Source organism: Jiella sp. M17.18, assembly GCF_041027365.1.
Taxonomy (GTDB): domain Bacteria; phylum Pseudomonadota; class Alphaproteobacteria; order Rhizobiales; family Rhizobiaceae; genus VKMB-3413.
The window spans coordinates 58,037-76,943 of record NZ_JBFTEH010000002.1 but is presented as its reverse complement, the minus strand read 5'-3'; the positions used below and the strand labels follow the sequence as shown (position 1 = coordinate 76,943).

The window sequence follows — 18,907 nt, the reverse complement described above, 5'->3', positions numbered from 1 at the left end:
TCAGCCTCGCTCGACCAGCCAGGAATCGGCGTAGACGTTCAGCGCCTCCGGCGCGAAGACGGCGTCCGCTTCGGCCGGCACGGCATGGTCGTCGCGCAGGATCGCGCTCAGCGGATTGCCGTTCAGCCGCGCCCGGACGATGCGCTCCGAGCCAACATCCTCGACCCGGTCGACGACGATCGGCACGCCTTCTCCGCGCGGTGCGATCCTGACGAATTCCGGTCTGATGCCGAGTTCCGTCGTCTGGCCGGCATGGACCCGCGCGGCCCCGTCCCGGAGCCTGATGCGGGCGCCGGAAACCACCGCGTCGCCGCTCTCGATCCGGCAGGGCAGGAGGTTCATGCCGGGCGAGCCGATGAAATAGCCGACGAAGGTGTGCTTCGGCCGCTCGAACAGCTCTTCGGGCGTGCCGATCTGGACGACCTCGCCGGCATACATGACCACCACCTTGTCGGCGAAGGTCAGCGCCTCGGTCTGATCGTGGGTGACGTAGACCATGGTCATCGCGAACTCGCGGTGCAGCTGCTTCAGCTCCGAGCGCAGCTGCCACTTCATATGCGGGTCGATGACCGTCAGCGGCTCGTCGAAGAGGATGGCGTTGACGTCGGAGCGCACGAGGCCGCGGCCGAGCGAGATCTTCTGCTTCTCGTCGGCGGTGAGGCCGCGGGCCTTGCGGTTCGCCTTGGCTTCGAGACCGATGCGCCGCAGCATGTCGGCGACGCGGGTCCGGATCTCCGCGGCCGGCACCTTGCGGTTCTTCAGGGGGAAGGCGAGATTCTCCGCGACCGTCATCGTGTCGTAGATGACCGGGAACTGGAACACCTGCGCGATGTTGCGCGCCTCCGGCGTCAGCAGCGTCACGTCGCGGTCGTCGAAGCGCACGTGCCCCTCCGACGGGGTCAGGAGGCCCGAGATGATGTTGAGGAGCGTGGTCTTGCCGCAGCCGGAGGGGCCGAGCAGCGCATAGGCGCCGCCGTCCTCGAAGGCGTGATCCACCTCGCGCAGGGCATAGGTGCCGGCGCGGGCGAGTTCGGGCGAATAGGCGTGGCGGATGTGGTCGAGGCGGATGCGAGCCATGGCCGGTCTCCTCAGGCTGCCAGCGCTTCGGGCGTACCGGCGGCCTCGCCGGCTTCGTCGAAGACCAGGACATGGGCCGGGTCGAAGCCGAGCCGGACCCGGTCCCCGGCCTCCACGCGCTTGATGCCGTGGATCAGCGCGACGACGCGCTCGCCCCCGAAGTCGGCGTGGATGAAGGTCTCCGAGCCCGTCACCTCGGTGAGCTGGACGAGCGCGTCGAAGCCGGTGCTTTCGCCGCCCCCCAGCGTCAGCCGATGCGGCCGGATGCCAATCCGGTACGGCCCGTCGGGAAGGGGGGCATGCTCCGCCGCGGCAGGAAAGGTCAGGCCGCCGGGGCCGGCGAAGCTGCGGCCGGACTTGGTCACGGCGACGACGTTCAGCGGCGGGTCCGAGAAGGTGCGCGCCGTCAGGAGGTCGTGCGGCCGGCGGTAGACACTTGTCGTCTCGCCGAACTGGGTGACGCGGCCCTTCGACAGTGTCGCGGTGCGGCCGCCGAGAAGCAGCGCCTCCTGCGGCTCCGTCGTCGCATAGACGAAGATCGCGCCGGTCTCGGCGAAGATCTTCGGCAGTTCCTCGCGCAGTTCCTCGCGCAGCTTGTAGTCGAGGTTCGCGAGCGGCTCGTCGAGGAGGACGAGGTCCGCGCCCTTCACCAGAGCGCGGGCGAGGGCGGTCCGCTGCTGCTGGCCGCCGGAGAGATTGAGCGGCGTGCGGTCGAGATACGGCGTCATCCGCAGGAGCTCCGCCGCCTTCTTCACCGCGGCGTCGATCTCCGCAGCCGAGCGCTTCTGGATGCGCAGCGGCGAGGCGATGTTCTCGTAGACGGTCAGGGTCGGGTAATTGATGAACTGCTGGTAGACCATGGCGACGTTGCGCCGCCGGACGGGTACGCCGGTGACGTCCTCACCGTCCATGAACACCCGGCCGGCCGTCGGCGCATCGAGTCCGGCCATCAGCCGCATCAGCGAGGTCTTTCCGGCGAGCGTCGGCCCCAGCAGGACGTTGACCGTGCCGCGCTCGAGCTTCAGCGACACGTCGACGATGTGCTTTTCGGCGCCGACGGTGCGGCTGACGTCTTTGAGTTCGAGCATCGTCCTCCCAAACGGTGCCTATTCGGCGGCCGTCCTCCGTTCCGCTTTGATCTGTGCCATGTGGGCCGCGAGCCGCGCCGTCTCCTCCCGGGAAAAGCGCAGGCCGAGCTTGGTGCGGCGCCACAGGATGTCGTCGGCCGTTTCGGCCCATTCCTTGTCGATCAGCCAGGCGAGCTCGGCCTCGCTCAGGCCGTGGCCGAGATCGTCACCGAGGCTGCCGCTGCGGGCGATCTGGAGCGCGTCGGTGCCGTAGCCGCGCACCAGCCGCCGCACCGTGCGCTCGCCGAGCGCCGGCGCGCGCCGCTTCAACTCGGCCTCGAGCGCGGCGACGCCGTCGACGGGGAAGTCGCCGCCCGGCAGCGGCTTGCCGCCGGTCCAGCTCGCGCCCTTCGACCCGATCGCCTGGCCGATGTGGCCCAGCACCTCTTCGGAGAGGACGCGGTAGGTGGTGATCTTGCCGCCGAAGCAGTTCAGCAGCGCCGGCTCGCCCTTGCCGCCCTCGACCTTCAGGACGTAGTCGCGGGTCGCCTCCTGCGCCTTGGAGGCGCCGTCGTCGAACAGCGGCCTGACGCCGGAATAGGTCCAGACGATATCTTCCCGCGCGAGCGGCCGGGCGAAGTATTCGCTCGCGGCCGACAGAAGATAGGCGATCTCGCCTTCGGTGATCGCGACCGCGCCGGGATCGCCCTCGTAGTCCTGGTCGGTGGTGCCGACGAGGGTGAAGTCGTCCTCGTAGGGGATCGCGAAGATGATCCGGCCGTCGGCGTTCTGGAAGATATAGGCCCGGTCGTGGTCGTAGAGCTTCTTCGTGACGATGTGCGAGCCCTGGACGAGGCGGACGTGCCGGGCCTCGTTCTGCCCGAGCGCGTTGCGGATGATCGCGTCGACCCACGGGCCGCCGGTGTTGACGAGGAAGCGGGCGGTGGCGGAGAGGCTCTCGCCGCTCGCCTGGTCCTTCAGGCGCAGGTGCCAGAGCCCGCCAGCGCGCCGCGCCTCGATCAGCCGGGTGCGCACCAGGATGTCGGCGCCGCGCGCCTCGGCATCGCGGGCGTTGAGGACGACGAGCCGCGCATCGTCGACCCGGGCGTCGGAATATTCGAAGCCCTTCCTGAACTGAGGCTTCAGCGGCGCGCCGAGCGGGCCGGAGAGGTCCACCGAGGCCGTCGCCTTCAGCTTCTTCCGGCCGCCGAGATGGTCGTAGAGGAAGAGGCCGGTGCGCAGCAGCCAGGCGGGCCGCAGGCCCTCGTGATGCGGCAGGATGAAGCGCAGCGGCCGGATGATGTGCGGCGCGATCGACCACAGCACCTCGCGCTCCATCAGCGCATGGCGCACGAGGCTGAATTCGTAGTGCTCGAGATAGCGCAGGCCGCCATGGATCAGCTTGGTCGACCAGGAGGACGTGCCGGAGGCGAGATCGTTCATCTCGGCGAGGCCGACGCGGTAGCCGCGGCCGGCCGCATCGCGGGCGACGCCGCAGCCGTTGATCCCGCCACCGATGATGAAGACGTCGTAATCGCGCATCGCTTCCTCTTATCGCATCGCAACATCCGGGTTGCGATTGCGAACATGCAGAAGCTTACGGCGAAACTAAAGCGAAGGTCAAACGAAATATTACGGTTTCGTCATCCGGCGGGTGAGCGGTCTTCCTGAGTGGGCCCCGTCTCGATCAACCGCATCTCCGCGTCGCGGCAGATGCGGTGGATCGCGGGCGGTGCCGCGTCGGTCACGAACGTATGCACCTGCGTCAGGTGGCCGATCCGGACGGGTGCGCTGCGCTCGAATTTGGAGGAATCGGCCGCAAGGATGACGTGGCGGGCATTGCCGATGATCGCCTGCGCGACGCGCACCTCGCGATAATCGAAGTCGAGCAGCGAGCCGTCGGCGTCGATCGCCGAGACGCCGATGACGGCGAAGTCGACCTTGAACTGGCGGATGAAGTCGACGGCCGCCTCGCCGACGATGCCGCCGTCCGAGCGCCGCACCACGCCGCCGGCGATCACGACCTCCATCTCCGGATAGGGACGCATGGCGGTCGCGACATTGATGTTGTTGGTGATCACCATCAGCCCGGCATGGCGCAGCAGGGCGTGCGCCACCGCCTCGGTGGTGGTGCCGATGTTGATGAAGAGGGACGCCCGGTCGGGAATGAGGTCCGCGACCGCCCGTCCAATCGCGGCCTTCTCGTCCGCCGCGATCACCCGCCGGGCGTCGTAGCCGACATTCTCGACGCCGGAAGAGAGCACCGCGCCGCCATGGACGCGGGTGAGCAGCCGCTGGTCGCAGAGGTCGTTGAGGTCCTTGCGGATGGTCTGGACCGACACCTCGTAGCGGCTGGCCAGATCGTCGACCGCGACACGGCCTGTGCGCTTGGCGGCTTCGAGGATCTGCAGTTGGCGTTCGGACAGCATGGCGCGGAGACTCCTCGGGCGAGGGCGCGATCATGCTGAAACCGAAAGCAAAGCGCAACGAACGAAAGCCCCAGAACGCGGCCCCGCCTGGGGGCAGCGTTGAAAGCGCTCTCGCTCGCCGGTAATGTCGCAGGCGTGCTGTGAGGGAAGAAGAGCGCCATGGCTACCGACCGACAGGCGGTCATCGTCCGGCAGGAAGGCGTGCTGGGCGGTCGACCCACCTTCCGCGGCACCCGTGTCCAGGCGGAGATGCTGTTCGAGAACCTTGCCGAAGGCTACAGTCTCGACGAGATCCTGGACAACTTCCCGACGCTCGACCGAGACGACCTGCGCGCCGCAATCCTCGAAGCCGGGAAGCGCCTGATTGACGCCGCGCCTGCGGTCGCTCACCAAGCGACCGAAGAAAGCGAGGCGAAAAGCCGTGCGGGTGTTCCTTGACGAGAACATGCCTCGCCCGCTGCGGCAGGTCCTCCAAGGCCACGTCGTCTCGTTCGTCGAGCGCGAAGGCTGGAAGGGCAAACAGAACGGCGAACTTCTCGCGCTCGTGGAAGCGTCGTTCGACGTCCTGGTGACGTCCGACAGCAACATGGCGTTCCAGAACAGCCTGGTCGGCCGGACGCTCTCCATCATCGTCCTGCCGACCAACAATCTGACATTGCTGCGGGCCAACGCCGTCGGCTTAAGAACCGCCGTCGATGAGCTTGCCGAACTGGACCACAGCGCGCTTGTGGTCGTCGACTGGAAGGGCGGCAGGACCCTTCGGCGGCTCGACGATCTGAAGCAGGAGGATACGTCCCTTCCGCCGGTATCGCCCTTCAAGCGCTGAAACGGCGAGATCCCTCAGCCTCAGCTCAACAGCCCCGCAAACCGCTCGCGCAGGATGTTCTTCTGCACCTTGCCCATGGTGTTGCGCGGTAGCTCGTCGACGAAGACGATGCGCTTCGGCTGCTTGAAGCGGGCGAGCTTGTCCTTCAGCGCCCCGATCACCGCCTCTTCCTCAAGCGGCTCCTTCGCCACCACGCAGCCGACGACGCCTTCGCCGAAATCCTTGTGCGGCACGCCGATCACGGCGCTCTCGACGACGCCCGGCAGCTCGTCGATCGCGAGCTCCACCTCCTTGGGATAGACGTTGAAGCCGCCGGTAATGACGAGATCCTTGCCGCGCCCGACGATGGAGACATAGCCGTCCGCATCGATCAGGCCGAGATCGCCGGTGATGAAGAAGCCGTCCTTGCGGAACTCCGAGGCGGTCTTTTCCGGCATCTGCCAATAGCCGGAGAACACGTTCGGCCCCTTCACCTCGATCATGCCGATCTCGCCCACCGGCAGCTCGGCACCGGTCTCCGGATCGGCGATGCGCAGCGAGACGCCGGGCAGGGGAAAGCCGACCGTGCCGGCGCGCCGCTCGCCGTCATAGGGGTTCGACGTGTTCATGTTGGTCTCGGTCATGCCGTAGCGCTCGAGGATGCGCTGGCCGGTCCGGGCCTCGAAGGCTCGATGCGTTTCGGCGAGAAGCGGCGCGGAGCCCGAGGTGAACAGGCGGATGTGGCCGGCGGTCTCGCGTGACAGCCGCTCGTCGGCGAGAAGCCTCGTGTAGAAGGTCGGCACGCCCATCATCGACGTCGCCTGGCCGAGATGGCGGAAGACCTCGTCGACATCGAACTTCGGCAGGAAGATCATCGCGCCGCCGGCGACGAGCAGTGTGTTGGACGCGACGAAGAGGCCGTGGGTGTGGAAGATCGGCAGCGCGTGGAGGAGGACGTCGTCCTCGGTGAAGCGCCAGGTCTCCTTCAGCACTTCGGCGTTGGAGAGGAGATTGGCGTGGGTGAGCATCGCGCCCTTCGACCGGCCGGTGGTGCCGGAGGTGTAGAGGATGGCGGCGAGATCCTCCGGGCCGCGTTCGACCGTGGCAAAGCGGTTGCTGGCCGCCAGGGCCTTGTCGCTCAGGGAGCCGGCGCTCTGGCCCTCCGACGCCCAGACGCCGAGCGTCTCGATCGTTGCGCCCGCGGCTTCCGCGATCGGGGCCAGCTGGTCGCGCTTCTTCGGATCGCAGACGAAGACCCGTGGCTTGGCGTCGGTCAGGAAATACTCGACCTCGGCCGGCGTATAAGCCGTGTTGAGCGGCAGGAAGACGCCGCCGGCGCGCACCGTGCCGAGATAGAGCATCAGCGCCTCGATCGACTTCTCGACCTGCACCGCCACCCGGTCGCCGGGCTGGAGCCCGAGCTTCGTCAACACATTGGCAAAGCGTGCCGAGACGGCCTCGACAGCCTCGTAGCTGTAGTCCCGGCCGTCCGGCAGGAGCGCGAAGCGGCGGCTGAGATCGCGGCGGCCGGCCGCCAGCAGGGCGTCGAACAGCGTGTTGGTCATGCGACATCCTTCATCGTGTGGCCGGCCCGGCCGGGCAGGAGGGCGGTGACGGCGCGGCTGGCGGCGATCTCGCCCTCCGCCGCATAGGCCTCGTGCCGCTGCTCGACCCGGGGCAGATCGTAGAGATAGTTGACCATCAGCCCATGCGCCTGGGCGAGCCCGCGCCTCGACGGATCGCCGAGGTGCATGATGCGGTTCAGCATCGCGCCGTTGCCGAGATGGAAGCGGGCGACGGGGTCCTGCGGCTGGCCGTCCGGGCGCCTGGCGCGCAGGAAATAGCGCGCGGCGAGCGACAGCAGGCCGCTCCGCGCTTCGCCGGCCAGCGTCGGATCGCTCGCCCAGCCCTCCTCCGAGACGATCGCCAGCGCCTGCTTCTCCTCCGGCTCAAGCCGCTCGGCCATCTCGGCGGGCAGGCTCTTCAGCCAGGCCGCGAAGCCCGGCACCGGCGACAGGGTGACGAAGGTCTTCAGGTTCGGGATCGTCTCCTTCAGGTCCTCGGCCACCTGTTTGATCAGGAAGGAGCCGAAGGAGATGCCGGCCAGGCCGCTGTGGCAGTTGGAGATCGAGTAGAAGACGGCCGTCTCCGCCTCCTCCGGCGAGATGACCAGCCGGTCGGGATCGAGCACGGCGGCGATCGAGGCGGGGATCGCCTCGGTCAGCGCGACCTCCACGAAGATCAGCGGATCGTCGGGGATCGACGGGTGGAAGAAGGCGAAGCAGCGCCGGTCGGCGGGTGCGAGGCGCTGGCGCAGCTCGTCCCAGTCGCCGATGGCGTGGACCGCCTCGTAGCGGATGATCTTCTCCAGGATCGCCGCCGGCGTGTTCCAGTCGATCGGCCGCAGCATCAGGAAGCCGCGGTTGAACCACGACTGGAAGAGATGCCGGAGGTCGGCATCGACCGGCCCGAAGCGCTCCCGATCCTCGCGCAGATGCGGCAGCAGCTTCTCGCGCAGCTTGACGAGTTCCGCCGTGCCGCCGGGCGCAAGGTTCAAGCGGCGGAAGAGTTCCTGGCGCGGCGGCTCGGCGAGATGCTGGAGCCTGGCGAGCGTGGCCGGGCCGGGATCGGCGGCATAGGCTTCGGCCGCCGCGCGCAACGCTTCGGCGTCCGGGGTGAACTCCGCCGCGAACATCTCGAACAGCCGGACCGTTCCGGCTTCGTCGAGGGCGCGGATGCCCTTCAGGATCTCCGCGGCGAGCCGCACGCCGGTGGCCTCGCCCTTCGACGAGACCAGTTTCTTGCAGAGGCCGCAGATCGCCGGGACGTCCATCGGCTTGACCTCGTCGCCGAGGAACCAGGACCTTGCGCCGAGCGAGCTCAGAAGATCGGACAGAAGCGAGACGCGGCTCACAGGTCGGCTCCCATGACGAGGTTCGGCAGCACCAGCGCGATCTGCGGGAACAGGCAGAGCATGACGATGCCGAGGATCATGCACAGGACATAGGGCAGCGAGCCCCTGAGGATCTGGCCGAGCGAGATGTCAGGCGCGATGCCGTTGATCACGTAGAGGTTCAGCCCGACCGGCGGAGTGATCAGGCCGATCTCCATGTTGATCGTCAGGATGACCGCGAACCAGTAGGGGTCGAAGCCGGCATGGGTGACGATCGGCAACAGGATCGGCGCGGTCATCAGGATCACGCCCACCGGCGGCAGGAAGAAGCCGGCGACGAGCAGGAAGAGGTTGATCACCCCCATCAGCACCCAGCGGTTCACGTCCATGTCGGCGATCGCCTGAGCGACGGTCTGGGTGATGAACAGCGAGGAGAGGGCGAAGGCGAAGAGTTCGGAGGCGCCGATGATCAGCATGATCATCACGCTTTCCTTCAGCGTATCGCGGAAGATCGCCCGCATCTGCGAGAACTTCCAGGAATGCGAGAAGATGCCGTAGACCACCGCGACGAGGATCAGGCAGAACAGCGCGCCGACGCCGGCGGCTTCGGACGGCGTCGCGACGCCGCCATAGAGCACGAACAAGACACCGACGATGATCGCCAGGAACGGCAGGACGCGCGGCAGCGCGGCGAAGCGTTCGCGCATGGAGAAGCTCTGCGTCAGGTCCGACAGGCCGAGCCCGCGGCGTTTGCAGGCGATGATCGTCCAGGCCATGAAGAACACGGTCAGCATCAGCCCGGGCAGGAGGCCCGCGAGGAACAGCCGGCCGATCGAGGTCTCGGTCGCGATGCCGTAGACGATCATCGTGACCGAAGGCGGGATCAGGATGCCGAGCGTGCCGCCGGCGGCGATCGAGCCGGCGGCGATCTCCGAGGGATAGCCGCGCTGGCGCATCTCCGGAATGCCCATCTTGCCGATCGCGGCGCAGGTCGCGGGCGAGGAGCCGGACAGGGCGGCGAAGATCGAGCAGGCGCCGAGGTTCGACAGGACGAGCCCGCCGGGCACGCGGTTCAGCCAGCGGTCCAGCGCCTCGTAGAGATCCTTGCCCGCCGGCGAGGAGGCGACCGCCGCACCCATCAGGATGAACATCGGCACCGAGACGAGGCTGAACGAGGAGAGGGCGCCAAAGAACTGCTCGCCGAGCGTCTGCAGGAAGAAGACGCCGTAGACGGAGAACAGCGCGCCCATCGAGACGAGGCCGAGCGCGAAGGCGATGGGCGTGCCGATCGCCAGGAGCCCGAGAAGGGCGACGAGCATCACCAGCCCGTCGGTCAGCGGCGTCATGGATGCGCTTCCTTGGTGGTATCGGAGAACAGCGTGTCGTTCGGGGTCTCTGCCGTCACCGGACCCTCGGTGACGAGCCGCATCAGCTCCGCGACATATTGCAGGGCGAGGAGGATCGTCCCGACCGGCATCGGCAGGAGCGGCATCCACAGGGGCACCGCCCACACCGTGTCGCTGGTCCAGCCGCCGCTCCAGGCCTCTTCGAAGTGGAACCAGCCAGCATAGGCGAGCAGCGCCACGAAGAGGAGCGAGAACAGGCCCGCGAGCGCCTGCATGACGAGCCGGACGCGCGGGGCCGCCGCCAGCTGCAGGATGTCGACATTGACGTGGCCGCGCTCGATCAGCACCCAGGGCGCGCCGAGAAAGGTCGCGGCCACGATGGCATAGGTGGTGTACTCCGTCTGCCAGACCGTCGACTGGCCGAGCGCATAGCGTACGAAGACCATGTCGCTGACCGACAGGACCGCCGAGACGAGCGCGGCGGCGGCGACGACACCGAAGACCCGCGACACCGCCGAAACGACCACGATATAGAGGCGCATGCCGCTCCCCGCCTGTTCATCGAAGGACGCGGGCGAGCCGACCGGCCCGCCCGGTGAGTACGGCCCGGTTACTTGACGGCCAGCGCTTCGTCGATCAGCTTCTTGCCGTTCGGCACCTTCTCCGCGAAGTCCTTGTAGGAGGTCTTCTTCGCGATATTGAGCCAGGCGTTGTAGTTCTCCTTCGACATCGTCACGACCTTCACGCCGTGCTTCTTGTAGACGTCGACGAGTTCCTTATCTAGCTTCGGCGCTTCCTTGGCAAAATAGTCCTCCGCCTTCTTGCCGGCGGAAAGGATCGCCTCCTGCTGCTTCTTGTCGAGCCGGTCGAAGGAGCGCTTCGACATCAGGATCGGCTCGTACATGAACCAGAGCGCGTTCTCCCCGGGCGCCGTCAGGCATTTCGACACTTCGTAGATGCGATAGGAGACCAGCGAGCCGGACGAGGTGTTGGCGCCGGTCAGGACGTTCTGCTGCATGCCCGTATAGATTTCCGAGGACGGCATGGAGGAGATCGAGGCGCCCGCGCCGACCAGCATCTGCTCGAAGGCCGGGCCGGCGGCGCGCAGCGTCTGACCCTTGGCGCTCGCCGGTGTCGTGATGCACTCCTTGGAGGAGACGAAGCCGCCGGCGAGCCAGGCGTCGGAGAGGACGATCGCGCCGGCCTTCTCGATCTCCGCCTTGATGTCCTTCATGAAGGCCGAGTCGTTCAGCCGCTTGGCGCGCTCGTGGCTGCCGACGAGGCCGGGCATCAGCGTCGCCGAGAAGGCCGGGTGGCGCCCGGAGGCGTAGTCGAGCGGAAAGGCGGTGATGTCCACCTGGCCCTTGGTCACCGCGCCCCACTGATCCTTCGCCTTGAACAGCGATTCGTTCGGGAAGACCTGCAGCTTCAGCCCGACATTGGCGGCCGCGATGTCCTTGCCGATCATCTGGACCATCTCGTCGCGCACGTCGCCCTTGCCGCCCGGCCACTGGTGCGAGGCGCGCAGGGTGATGTCGGCGGCAAAGGCGCCGCCGGAAAGGGCGAGGCTGCAAACAGCCGCGAGCAGTAACGATTTCATGTCTTCCTCCCAAGGTTCAGGCGGCGCCCTCCCAAGCGCCTTCCCGTCAGCAAACACAGCGTTGCATGCGCTGTCAACTTGATTGTATACGATATTCTCATGAGTGCATCAGATCTCTCGTCGGACGTGACCGCACCGCCCAGCTCGCAGCGTTCCGGCAGTGACGACGCCGCCGCGCCCCGATCGCGCTCGGCCGGCCGCAAGGCCGGTGGCATCAAGGATGTGCTCGAACAGGAGATCCTCACCGGCGTCTTCTCGGCGGGCGAGCGGCTGGACGAATCCGCGCTCGGGACCCGCTTCGGCGTGTCGCGGACGCCCGTCCGCGAAGCGATCAACCAGCTCGCCTCGGCCGGGCTGATCGAGCACATTCCCAATCGCGGCGCCTTCGTGCGCCAGGTGGGGCTGGCCGAACTGGTCGAGATGTTCGAGGTGATGGCCGAGCTCGAAGGCATGGCCGGCCGGCTGGCGGCCCGCCGCGCCGGGCCGGCGGCGCTGGCGGCGCTTCGGCAGGCGCTGGTGGCCTGCGCGGAAGCCGGCGGGTCACAGGATCCGGACGCCTACTATTATGAGAACGAGCGCTTCCACCACCTCATCTACGAGGCGTGCGGCAACGCGTTTCTCGCGGGGGAGGCGCGGCGCCTGCACCTGCGGCTCAAGACCTTCCGGCGCTTGCAGCTGCGCGTGCCGCGGCGCATGCGCGATTCACTCGCCGAGCATGACCGCATCGTCGCCGCGATCGAAAGCGGCGACGGCGAAGCGGCGGAGCGGGAGCTGCGGGCGCATGTCGCGGTGCAGGGGGAGCGGTTCGCCGATCTCGTCGCGAGCCTGAAGACGCCGGCGCGCTGATCGGCGTCGCCGATGCGCCGGTATCTGATCGACCGACCGCGGGCGGGCCGGGAAGGGGCGCAGGGCGCGAGGCTCCCCCGCAATGCAAAGAGCCCGGCGCTGCGCACCGGGCTCTTAAAATTCAGTCTTTCGCGATCGGTCGATCGTCTCAGGTGTTCATCTTCTTCAGTTCCTCGACATACTCTTTCGGGAAGAGGATCGAGTTCGGCGTCTTCAGGCCCATGTGCTGGGCGATCTCGCCGATCCAGCCGCTGCAGTTGTAAAGGACCGCATGCCACACCGGGCTGTCCTTCTGCCGCTTGTGGATATAGGCCGCGACATCCTCGTACTGCGCCTTGGTCAGCGGGATGGTGAACTGGGCCGTCATGTATTCCTGCTCGCTGTCGCCGTCGCTCGGGCCGGTCTCCGAGGGCACCGGCAGCAGATGGCCGATCGTGTACGGCACGTTGCTCGAGGTCGCCGGATGCAGGCCGGCGATCTCGGCCATGTCAGGCCGCAGCACGCCGTGCGAATCCATCGGGACCCGGCCGTGCTCGTCGAGCTTGCCGAAGATGACGAAGGAATGTCCGTAGCTGAGCGCGGTGCGCGCCCGGAACGAGATGAAATAGGGCTTGGCGACCTGCGGATTGCGCGATTCGCCGGTCGACGCATAGGCCAGCGGCTTCAGCACGGAGGAATCACCGCTGAACGCAGCGTCGGACGTGACCGAATTCGATGCGCCGGTCGTGCAGCCGGCAACCGCAGTGGTGAGAATCAGGGCAGCAGCAAGCCGGACGAGGGGGGGAACCATTGTCTCGCCTTTCAAAGGGGGAGTCGAACGAGGGCGCTTGCATGTACCCGGTTCGATGGGGCCGGGCCGAAACGGCTCGACCGGTCAGTCCGGCACGCACGCCGGACATCAGATAGGGTATGCGATGGCTTGGGGGAGCGCGCCAATGTGACGCCTCCCCCAAGACCAAAGAGCCATTAGCCCTTGGTGACGTAAGCCGGCTGCTCGACGACCGGCTGAGCAACCGGAGCCTTGCCCTTGCCCTTGCCGAAGCCGACGCCCTTGCCCATGCAACCAGCGAAGGTGGCGAGGGCGAAGCACGCGACCGATGCGATGACGATTTTCTTCATGGTAATACCTATCAGTGCCTGACGGTTGATGCCGCAGTTCAAGATCCCGACGCGTTTGCGGCCGGTGCTTCGGCAACCTGTTGCTTAAAGGCGCTACCGGCAAGTGCGCAAATGACACACTCCGCGGCGAACGTCAGAAGCTTGCCCGGGCAAGCTTAACGAATGCTTACGCTTCGCCCGATGCGGTTCTGAAAGCCCGGGAATCCGGGGGATCGGTCAGATCGGGCGCCGCCGCGTTGGGCTCGCCGGACTGTGGTTCCGGCGCCTCAACTTGCGTGAAAACGCGTAATCTGCCGCGAGGCGGCGCGTCGCATGGCCCTGCATGCCGCCGGTTTCGACGAATCAGACGCGCTTATGCTCCGGAGCATCGACGCTCCAAGCGAGAAGAATGGCGGCTCGAGATCTTCGTCTGTGATCTTGAAAGTTACCGGAGAGTCGGCCGCCGGAACAGCCCGTGGCGCGAACGGGGTCGCCGAGGCTCGAAGGCGAGGGCGGTCCTGCGACAGGGGCCCGTTCACGGGCCGCCGGGCAAGACCTGCGGCACGGCCGTGGCACGAGGCTGCCCGCGTTCATACGCCCGGGGGAGGCGCAGGCGGTCCGGCACGAACCGCAGGCCGCCGCGGCGCTCTTGCGGCTTCAGCCGTTGATGACGTCCTTGGCTTCCTGGACCGCCTGGATGTTCTGCCGGATGATCATCGGACGCTCCATGGCGTTCAGCGTCTCGCCGGGCACGCCCTTCGCCTTGGTGAATTCGGCGTCGAGCTCGTTGCGGCGGTCGGAGCAGTTGCCATAGGCGGCTTCGGCTACGGCCTGATCCGACATCTGCTTCAGCACCATCTGGGTGCTCTGGTCGTAATTGCAGAAGGCGTCGTTGCGCAGCGCCAGATCGAGCGCGTGATCGATCGGGCCGTACTTCGCCTCGATCACCTTCTTCCGCGCTGCGTAGTCGTTGAGATAGGTCTTGCGCAGCGCCAGGCGGCACTGAGCGTAGACGAGGTCTCCCGGCCGCATCAGCAGGGACTGGCAGTGCGCATCGTCGGCCGAGGCGTTCATCTGGAAGGCGGCCTCGTCCACCCCGCCGTCCGAGGTCGCGCAGCCGGAAAGGAGGAGGGCGATCGCCAGCGCCGAGAAAATGCGTGTCATCCGTCACCTGTTCTGTTCGTTCCGGGCCGGACCGGAGGCAATGGCTTACGGCCCGGCGGGCGAAACGGCCAGCCCGCAGAGCGCCCGAGACCTCTGTGGAAGTCGCGGAATCCAGCGTCGGGCAGGCTTGGCGGCCGCTGCCGGGTCTGTGAAGCGCAAAATCGGGCGAAGGTGTGGCGCAAGAGCCTGTCGCCCGGGGGAAGCAGACACCGCAAGCCGCGCCCGATTCTGCGGCCGGGGCTGCCGTCTCAGCGGCTGGAGATCGTTCGGCGCACGGCGTCGCGCAAGGCGGGCGATGCCGACTTGGCGGTGCAGGTGCGGGTCGGGCTCACCACCACCTGCTGTTCGAGGTCGTCTGCGCCGACCGGGCACACCCTGCTCGCCACATCCGCCGGCACCGATACCGTCAGCGGAATGTCCCCGATCTCTTGTGACAGGTCGGCCGCGAGCCGCGTCTTGACGCCCCAGTCGCCGAGGGAGACCTCGACCATGCCATCGTCCGCGGCGGACCCCTCGGTCGCCGGGGATGCCTGTGCGAGTGCCGGGCCCGCCAAACCCGAAAGGACCAGCAGGGCCGGTAGCAGTGTGCGCGATAGCAGTGTGCGCGATGACATCGACATTTCTCCTCGGTGGTGTCGTCCGGAGAATTCGCGCCGGCCTGCTCGCGTTCCACTTCCGTCGGCTTCGGCGACGGATGCCGGCCCGAACTCCGCCAGCGTCGCGAACGGCTGTGCCGCGGGACCGGAACGGGAAACGGACGGCACCGGCCTCCGGTCTTCCCCGCGCGCGACGGTGATGGCATGCTGGCGGCATGGTTGAGACACGCAATGGCGACGGCGACGCCCTGATCATCGTCGACGTCCAGAACGACTTCTGCGCGGGCGGCGCCCTTGCCGTGCCGGACGGCGATGCCGTCGTCCCGGCGGTGAACCGATTGGCGCGGGCCTTTCCGGTCGTCGTCCTGACGCAGGACTGGCACACGCCGGGCCACGCATCCTTCGCCAGCAGCCATGGCTGCACGCCGTTCGAGACGATCGAACTGTCCTACGGCCCGCAGGTGCTCTGGCCGGACCACTGCGTCATGGGGACGCCGGGCGCCGCGCTTCATCCGGCTCTCGACGTGCCGGGCGCGCAACTGATCGTGCGCAAGGGCTTCCATCGCGGCATCGACAGCTATTCCGCCTTCGTCGAAGCCGATCGCCGCACGCCCACCGGCCTTGCCGGCTATCTCAGGGAGAGGCAGGTCCGCCGCGTCGTCATCGCCGGTCTGGCCACGGATTTCTGCGTCGCCTGGACGGCGCTCGATGCCAGGCGGGCGGGCTTCGAAGCGATCGTCGTCGAGGACGCGTGCCGGGCGATCGATCTGGAGGGATCCCTGGCAAGGGCCTGGCAGGACATGCGTGCGGCGGGCGTCGAGCGCGCCGAGGTCTCGGCGTTTACCAGCGCCTAATCGGGAAAAAGTCGGGTTGAGAACTGCGCCGTGCGGGGTGCAACAATCCCGCGGTGGAGCGGTTGCCCGTCTCTGGATCTGGAGACGGAACCGCGACTTGTTGCCGGGAGGCGCTGTCCGGTCGGCGCCCGCGGGAGGAGAAGAACATGACGATAGCAATGTCCCTCGGGCGCGTCCTGACGCTCATGGCTGCAGCGGGACTCGCCTCGCCGGTGCTGGCGCAGTCCGCCCCAAGGCCGGCCACGGCCGGGCGCGCCGGTCCGATCGTCCCCGGCAAGACGCCGAACCCGGCCCGCGCGGACTATCCGACCGACGCCGTCGCCGACTACGTCTTCGCCTGCATGGCGACGAACGGCAATTCGCAGACCGCGCTGGAGCAGTGCTCCTGCTCCTTCGACGTCGTCGCCTCGCTGGTGCCCTACGATCGCTACGTCGAGGCCTCGACCTTCCTGTCGATGGGCCAGGTCGCGGGCGAGAAGGGATCGATGTTCAAGGGCGGGGCCGAATCGAAAGCCGCGATCGGCGACCTCAGGCGCGCGCAGGCCGAGGCCGAGGTCCGCTGCTTCGAATAGGCGCGGCCCGTCGGGCGCCCGTGCGGGCCGACTTCCGGCGGGCTGCGGCCGCGGTGGATGCGGCCGGGCTTCCCCGGCGACGGTGAGTCCGGCGCGGGGCGTGCCAAGCCGGCGGCGACAGCGTCCTGTCAGGACTGGCTGCCGTCAAAGGTCTTTTCGAAGACCATGTTCTCGGTGTCGCTCGCCTTGACGTGGAACGGGCCCGCGGCATCGCTCGCATAGCGAAAGCGGAAGCTCGGATCCTCCGAGATCGAGATCCCGCCCTCCATCGAGAACAGCTTCCGGCCGCCCTTGTCGACCTCGAGGTCGGTGATGAAATGGGCGGGGATGTAGAGGAGCGTCACCTGATCCTTCTGCAGCCCGGAATTGTTTGGATGCTTGATCATCAGCTGCGCCTCGCGGACGCCCTTCTGATCTGTGGGAAACTCCCTGAGCTTCATCTTGCCGATGTCGCGCTTTGCCGCCTCGGGATCCTTGGCGGAAGGCGCCGCGCAGCCGCCCGCCGCCTTCACGAACTTCTTGGTGACGTAGAGCGTCCCGTCCGCCGCCTCGGCGATGGCGTGGATGTCGGTGTAGGCGTTGACGCGCACGCGGGTGGACAACTCGCTGATGCCGGCGCCCTCGGCGAGGTGAAAGGTCGCGGCGACGGGCGCCGGATTCTCGTCGATCACCAGCGTCACCTTGCGGATATGCTTGGCGGGGTCGAGCGTCAGCTTGATCGGAACGATGGCGGGATCGGTGGCGCGATGCGGCGCGTCGAGCGTCACCGCGTCGGTGCCTTCGACGAGGGCGTGGTCTCCGACGAGATCCTTCTTCAGGCCGGTCCAGGCCGAATCGCTGCTGGCCGCGGCCTCCTGCGGCGTTGCCTTCGCCGCATCGGCGAGCGCCGGTGCCGCAGCGAGCGACAGACCAGTCAGGACGAGGGCACTCGCAGCGTGGACCGCGAGCGGCGCCGTGCCGCGCCGAAGCTTTTGGAACATGTCGTCATCCTCCCAAGATGCGCGGATCCGTCGATGGCACGCTGGCCGGTCACCGTTCCGTCTCCTCTATGTGACGCCGCCGCCCGGCAGCGGCAAGCGGTCCCGCGATCAACTCCGGCTGATGCCGCCTGCGGTCGAAGCGCCCGGAGCCCCGGTCGCCGTCACTCCCATTCGAGCTCGGCATAGGCTGCGGTCGCGTTGCGGGCGTTGTAGTCGCCGAACAGCTTCCATTTCGCGGATTCGCTCTGCCCGGCCGTCTGCGCCGCCTCGGACAGAGGCACGCCGTCGGCGATCGCCTTGCGGACGTCGGCGGCGAGCGTCTTCAGATACTCGCTCTCCGGTGCCAGCGCTTGCGGCCAGGGAGCGCTCACCGGTCCGTGGCCGGGCACGACCCGCTCCGCCGGGGTCGCTGTCAGCGCCGGGAGCTGCGCCAGCCAGCCCTTGATCGACCCGTCGATGACCGGGATGTGGTCGAGGAAGACGAGATCGCCGGCAAACAGCGTCTTCGTCTTCTGGTCGAACACCGTCAGGTCGTTGTCGGTATGCGCCGTGCCCCACGCCTTCAGCGTGAGCTTCCGGTCGCCGAGATCGATCACGCGCTCGTCCGGCACGGTCTCGTCCGGCGGGGTCACGACCACCGGGTCGACCAGCGCGGCGCCCATTTGGTCGCGCATCGATTGCTTGTAGAACTTGGCACGAGCAGCCAGCGCCGCCGGCAACCGGCGATGGCCGATGATCGTCGCCCCGGCTGCCTTGAACACCTGGTTGCCGAAGATGTGGTCGGGATGCATGTGCGTGTCGATCAGCCAGCGGACCGGCTTGTCCGTCACGGCCCGGATCGCTGCGAGGGCCGCCTTGCCCTCGGCGACGCTGCCGCCGCTGTCGATCATCGCGACCGCGTCGGCCCCGACGACGAAGCCGATATTGGCGATGTCGCCGCCGTTGTCAGCCGACTGCACGGCAACATGGCCGTGATGGACATAGACGCCGGGCGCGACCTCGGAGAAGGCGAGGGGGTCGGGGCCTTGTGATTCCGCTGCCCGCGCGCCGGCGAAGCAGGCAAGGAGCCCGCAAAGGGCGATCAGGAGGCGCGACACGCTCATGTCCTCGTCCGCGGAGGGAGATCTTGCTGCGACATCAGCCTATTGAACCGCACGCGCCCGCCCTGACGTCAAGTCGCCGCCATGCCAGTGGCAGTTATGTATTGCTTGGCCCCGACGACCGGCTGCGAAAGTTGCGCTGAAAGAGAACCAGCAAGATCCTCCCTCTCAGGCGCCGTGCAGGCGCACCGTCCTGGTGAGGAAAATTTCGTCACATTTGCGGGCGCGTGAAGCTGCCGAACCGTTCCTCCGTTCGGAGCGGGGGCGAATACTCGCACGCTTTGCCAGATTTCGACCAAGGGAGGAGAGGATATTCTCGTCGGATATTTCGCCCGCGGGAGGTAACGGCGATCGTCAACTTGATGGATATTGCCTTGCACACTCGAATTTGTGCAGTGCAACCAGAAAATCTCCTTTTCCGAGCTTGCGCAGGAAAACTTCCCGATCTAGGGTCGTGTCATGGTTTCCGGCTTCAAGATC

Annotated in this window: 20 protein-coding genes; 5 read left to right on the top strand and 15 right to left on the bottom strand. The window is 67.4% G+C overall.

The genetic code is table 11. The features are described 5' to 3' along the window. From AB5S17_RS03740 to AB5S17_RS03725, 4 genes are all read right to left on the bottom strand, one after another. Entirely contained in the window at positions 1–1,077 is a 1,077-nt protein-coding gene (locus tag AB5S17_RS03740; RefSeq protein WP_369236306.1) for an ABC transporter ATP-binding protein, read from the bottom strand. Between the two features lie 11 nt (positions 1,078–1,088). Then, positions 1,089–2,165, bottom strand: a complete 1,077-nt coding sequence (locus AB5S17_RS03735) for an ABC transporter ATP-binding protein (protein WP_369236304.1) — start codon at positions 2,163–2,165, stop codon at positions 1,089–1,091. Positions 2,166–2,183: 18 nt separating this feature from the next. Next, a complete protein-coding gene (gene glpD / locus AB5S17_RS03730; protein ID WP_369236302.1) occupies positions 2,184–3,686 on the bottom strand; it encodes a glycerol-3-phosphate dehydrogenase in 1,503 nt (500 codons plus the stop codon). Between the two features lie 101 nt (positions 3,687–3,787). After that, positions 3,788–4,573: a DeoR/GlpR family DNA-binding transcription regulator gene (locus tag AB5S17_RS03725; RefSeq protein WP_369236300.1), complete on the bottom strand. Its 786-nt coding sequence runs from the start codon at positions 4,571–4,573 to the stop codon at positions 3,788–3,790. A 159-nt stretch (positions 4,574–4,732) separates the two neighbouring features. Between AB5S17_RS03725 and AB5S17_RS03720 the strand changes: the two genes are divergently transcribed. Together AB5S17_RS03720 and AB5S17_RS03715 are read left to right on the top strand one after the other, a co-directional pair. Further along, a complete protein-coding gene (locus AB5S17_RS03720) occupies positions 4,733–5,011 on the top strand; it encodes a DUF433 domain-containing protein (RefSeq protein ID WP_369236298.1) in 279 nt (92 codons plus the stop codon). Then, the gene (locus AB5S17_RS03715; protein WP_369236296.1) at positions 4,938–5,399 is read left to right on the top strand and encodes a DUF5615 family PIN-like protein; all 462 of its coding nucleotides are present in this window, start codon (positions 4,938–4,940) and stop codon (positions 5,397–5,399) included. Before AB5S17_RS03720 ends, AB5S17_RS03715 begins: the two co-directional genes overlap by 74 nt. Before the next feature lie 20 nt (positions 5,400–5,419). On the opposite strand, the gene AB5S17_RS03710 is transcribed toward AB5S17_RS03715, so the two are convergent. From AB5S17_RS03710 to dctP, 5 genes are all read right to left on the bottom strand, one after another. Continuing rightward, on the bottom strand, positions 5,420–6,943 hold the full coding sequence (locus AB5S17_RS03710) for a malonyl-CoA synthase (protein WP_369236294.1): 1,524 nt from the start codon (positions 6,941–6,943) through the stop codon (positions 5,420–5,422). Then, positions 6,940–8,292, bottom strand: a complete 1,353-nt coding sequence (locus AB5S17_RS03705; RefSeq protein WP_369236292.1) for a malonyl-CoA decarboxylase — start codon at positions 8,290–8,292, stop codon at positions 6,940–6,942. Before AB5S17_RS03705 ends, AB5S17_RS03710 begins: the two co-directional genes overlap by 4 nt. Then, on the bottom strand, positions 8,289–9,617 hold the full coding sequence (locus AB5S17_RS03700) for a TRAP transporter large permease (RefSeq protein ID WP_369236290.1): 1,329 nt from the start codon (positions 9,615–9,617) through the stop codon (positions 8,289–8,291). The genes AB5S17_RS03705 and AB5S17_RS03700 overlap by 4 nt, the downstream gene beginning before the upstream one ends. Continuing rightward, the gene (locus AB5S17_RS03695; protein WP_369236288.1) at positions 9,614–10,159 is read right to left on the bottom strand and encodes a TRAP transporter small permease subunit; all 546 of its coding nucleotides are present in this window, start codon (positions 10,157–10,159) and stop codon (positions 9,614–9,616) included. The genes AB5S17_RS03700 and AB5S17_RS03695 overlap by 4 nt, the downstream gene beginning before the upstream one ends. Positions 10,160–10,227: 68 nt before the next feature. Next, positions 10,228–11,217, bottom strand: a complete 990-nt coding sequence (gene dctP, locus AB5S17_RS03690) for a TRAP transporter substrate-binding protein DctP (RefSeq protein WP_369236286.1) — start codon at positions 11,215–11,217, stop codon at positions 10,228–10,230. 99 nt (positions 11,218–11,316) lie between these two features. Here dctP and AB5S17_RS03685 point away from each other — a divergent pair, with 99 nt between their 5' ends. Continuing rightward, the gene (locus AB5S17_RS03685; protein WP_369236284.1) at positions 11,317–12,063 is read left to right on the top strand and encodes a GntR family transcriptional regulator; all 747 of its coding nucleotides are present in this window, start codon (positions 11,317–11,319) and stop codon (positions 12,061–12,063) included. A 148-nt stretch (positions 12,064–12,211) separates the two neighbouring features. On the opposite strand, the gene AB5S17_RS03680 is transcribed toward AB5S17_RS03685, so the two are convergent. From AB5S17_RS03680 to AB5S17_RS03665, 4 genes are all read right to left on the bottom strand, one after another. After that, the gene (locus AB5S17_RS03680; RefSeq protein ID WP_369236282.1) at positions 12,212–12,733 is read right to left on the bottom strand and encodes a hypothetical protein; all 522 of its coding nucleotides are present in this window, start codon (positions 12,731–12,733) and stop codon (positions 12,212–12,214) included. Between the two features lie 296 nt (positions 12,734–13,029). Next, positions 13,030–13,182: an ABC transporter gene (locus AB5S17_RS03675; protein WP_369236280.1), complete on the bottom strand. Its 153-nt coding sequence runs from the start codon at positions 13,180–13,182 to the stop codon at positions 13,030–13,032. Between the two features lie 636 nt (positions 13,183–13,818). After that, entirely contained in the window at positions 13,819–14,325 is a 507-nt protein-coding gene (locus AB5S17_RS03670; protein ID WP_369236278.1) for a hypothetical protein, read from the bottom strand. Between the two features lie 248 nt (positions 14,326–14,573). Next, positions 14,574–14,816 carry a hypothetical protein gene (locus AB5S17_RS03665; protein WP_369236276.1) on the bottom strand — a complete coding sequence of 81 codons (243 nt, stop codon included), beginning with the start codon at positions 14,814–14,816 and terminating at the stop codon, positions 14,574–14,576. A gap of 320 nt (positions 14,817–15,136) precedes the next feature. On the opposite strand from AB5S17_RS03665, the gene pncA reads away from it, so the two are divergent. Further along, on the top strand, positions 15,137–15,775 hold the full coding sequence (gene pncA / locus AB5S17_RS03660) for a bifunctional nicotinamidase/pyrazinamidase (protein WP_369236274.1): 639 nt from the start codon (positions 15,137–15,139) through the stop codon (positions 15,773–15,775). Positions 15,776–15,921: 146 nt separating this feature from the next. Next, on the top strand, positions 15,922–16,347 hold the full coding sequence (locus AB5S17_RS03655; protein ID WP_369236272.1) for a hypothetical protein: 426 nt from the start codon (positions 15,922–15,924) through the stop codon (positions 16,345–16,347). A gap of 128 nt (positions 16,348–16,475) precedes the next feature. On the opposite strand, the gene AB5S17_RS03650 is transcribed toward AB5S17_RS03655, so the two are convergent. Both AB5S17_RS03650 and AB5S17_RS03645 read right to left on the bottom strand, forming a co-directional pair. Then, positions 16,476–17,327, bottom strand: coding sequence for a quinoprotein dehydrogenase-associated SoxYZ-like carrier (locus tag AB5S17_RS03650; protein WP_369236270.1), 852 nt, complete (start codon positions 17,325–17,327; stop codon positions 16,476–16,478). Positions 17,328–17,488: 161 nt separating this feature from the next. Next, entirely contained in the window at positions 17,489–18,430 is a 942-nt protein-coding gene (locus AB5S17_RS03645) for a quinoprotein relay system zinc metallohydrolase 2 (RefSeq protein WP_369236268.1), read from the bottom strand. Between the last annotated feature and the right edge of the window lie 477 nt (positions 18,431–18,907).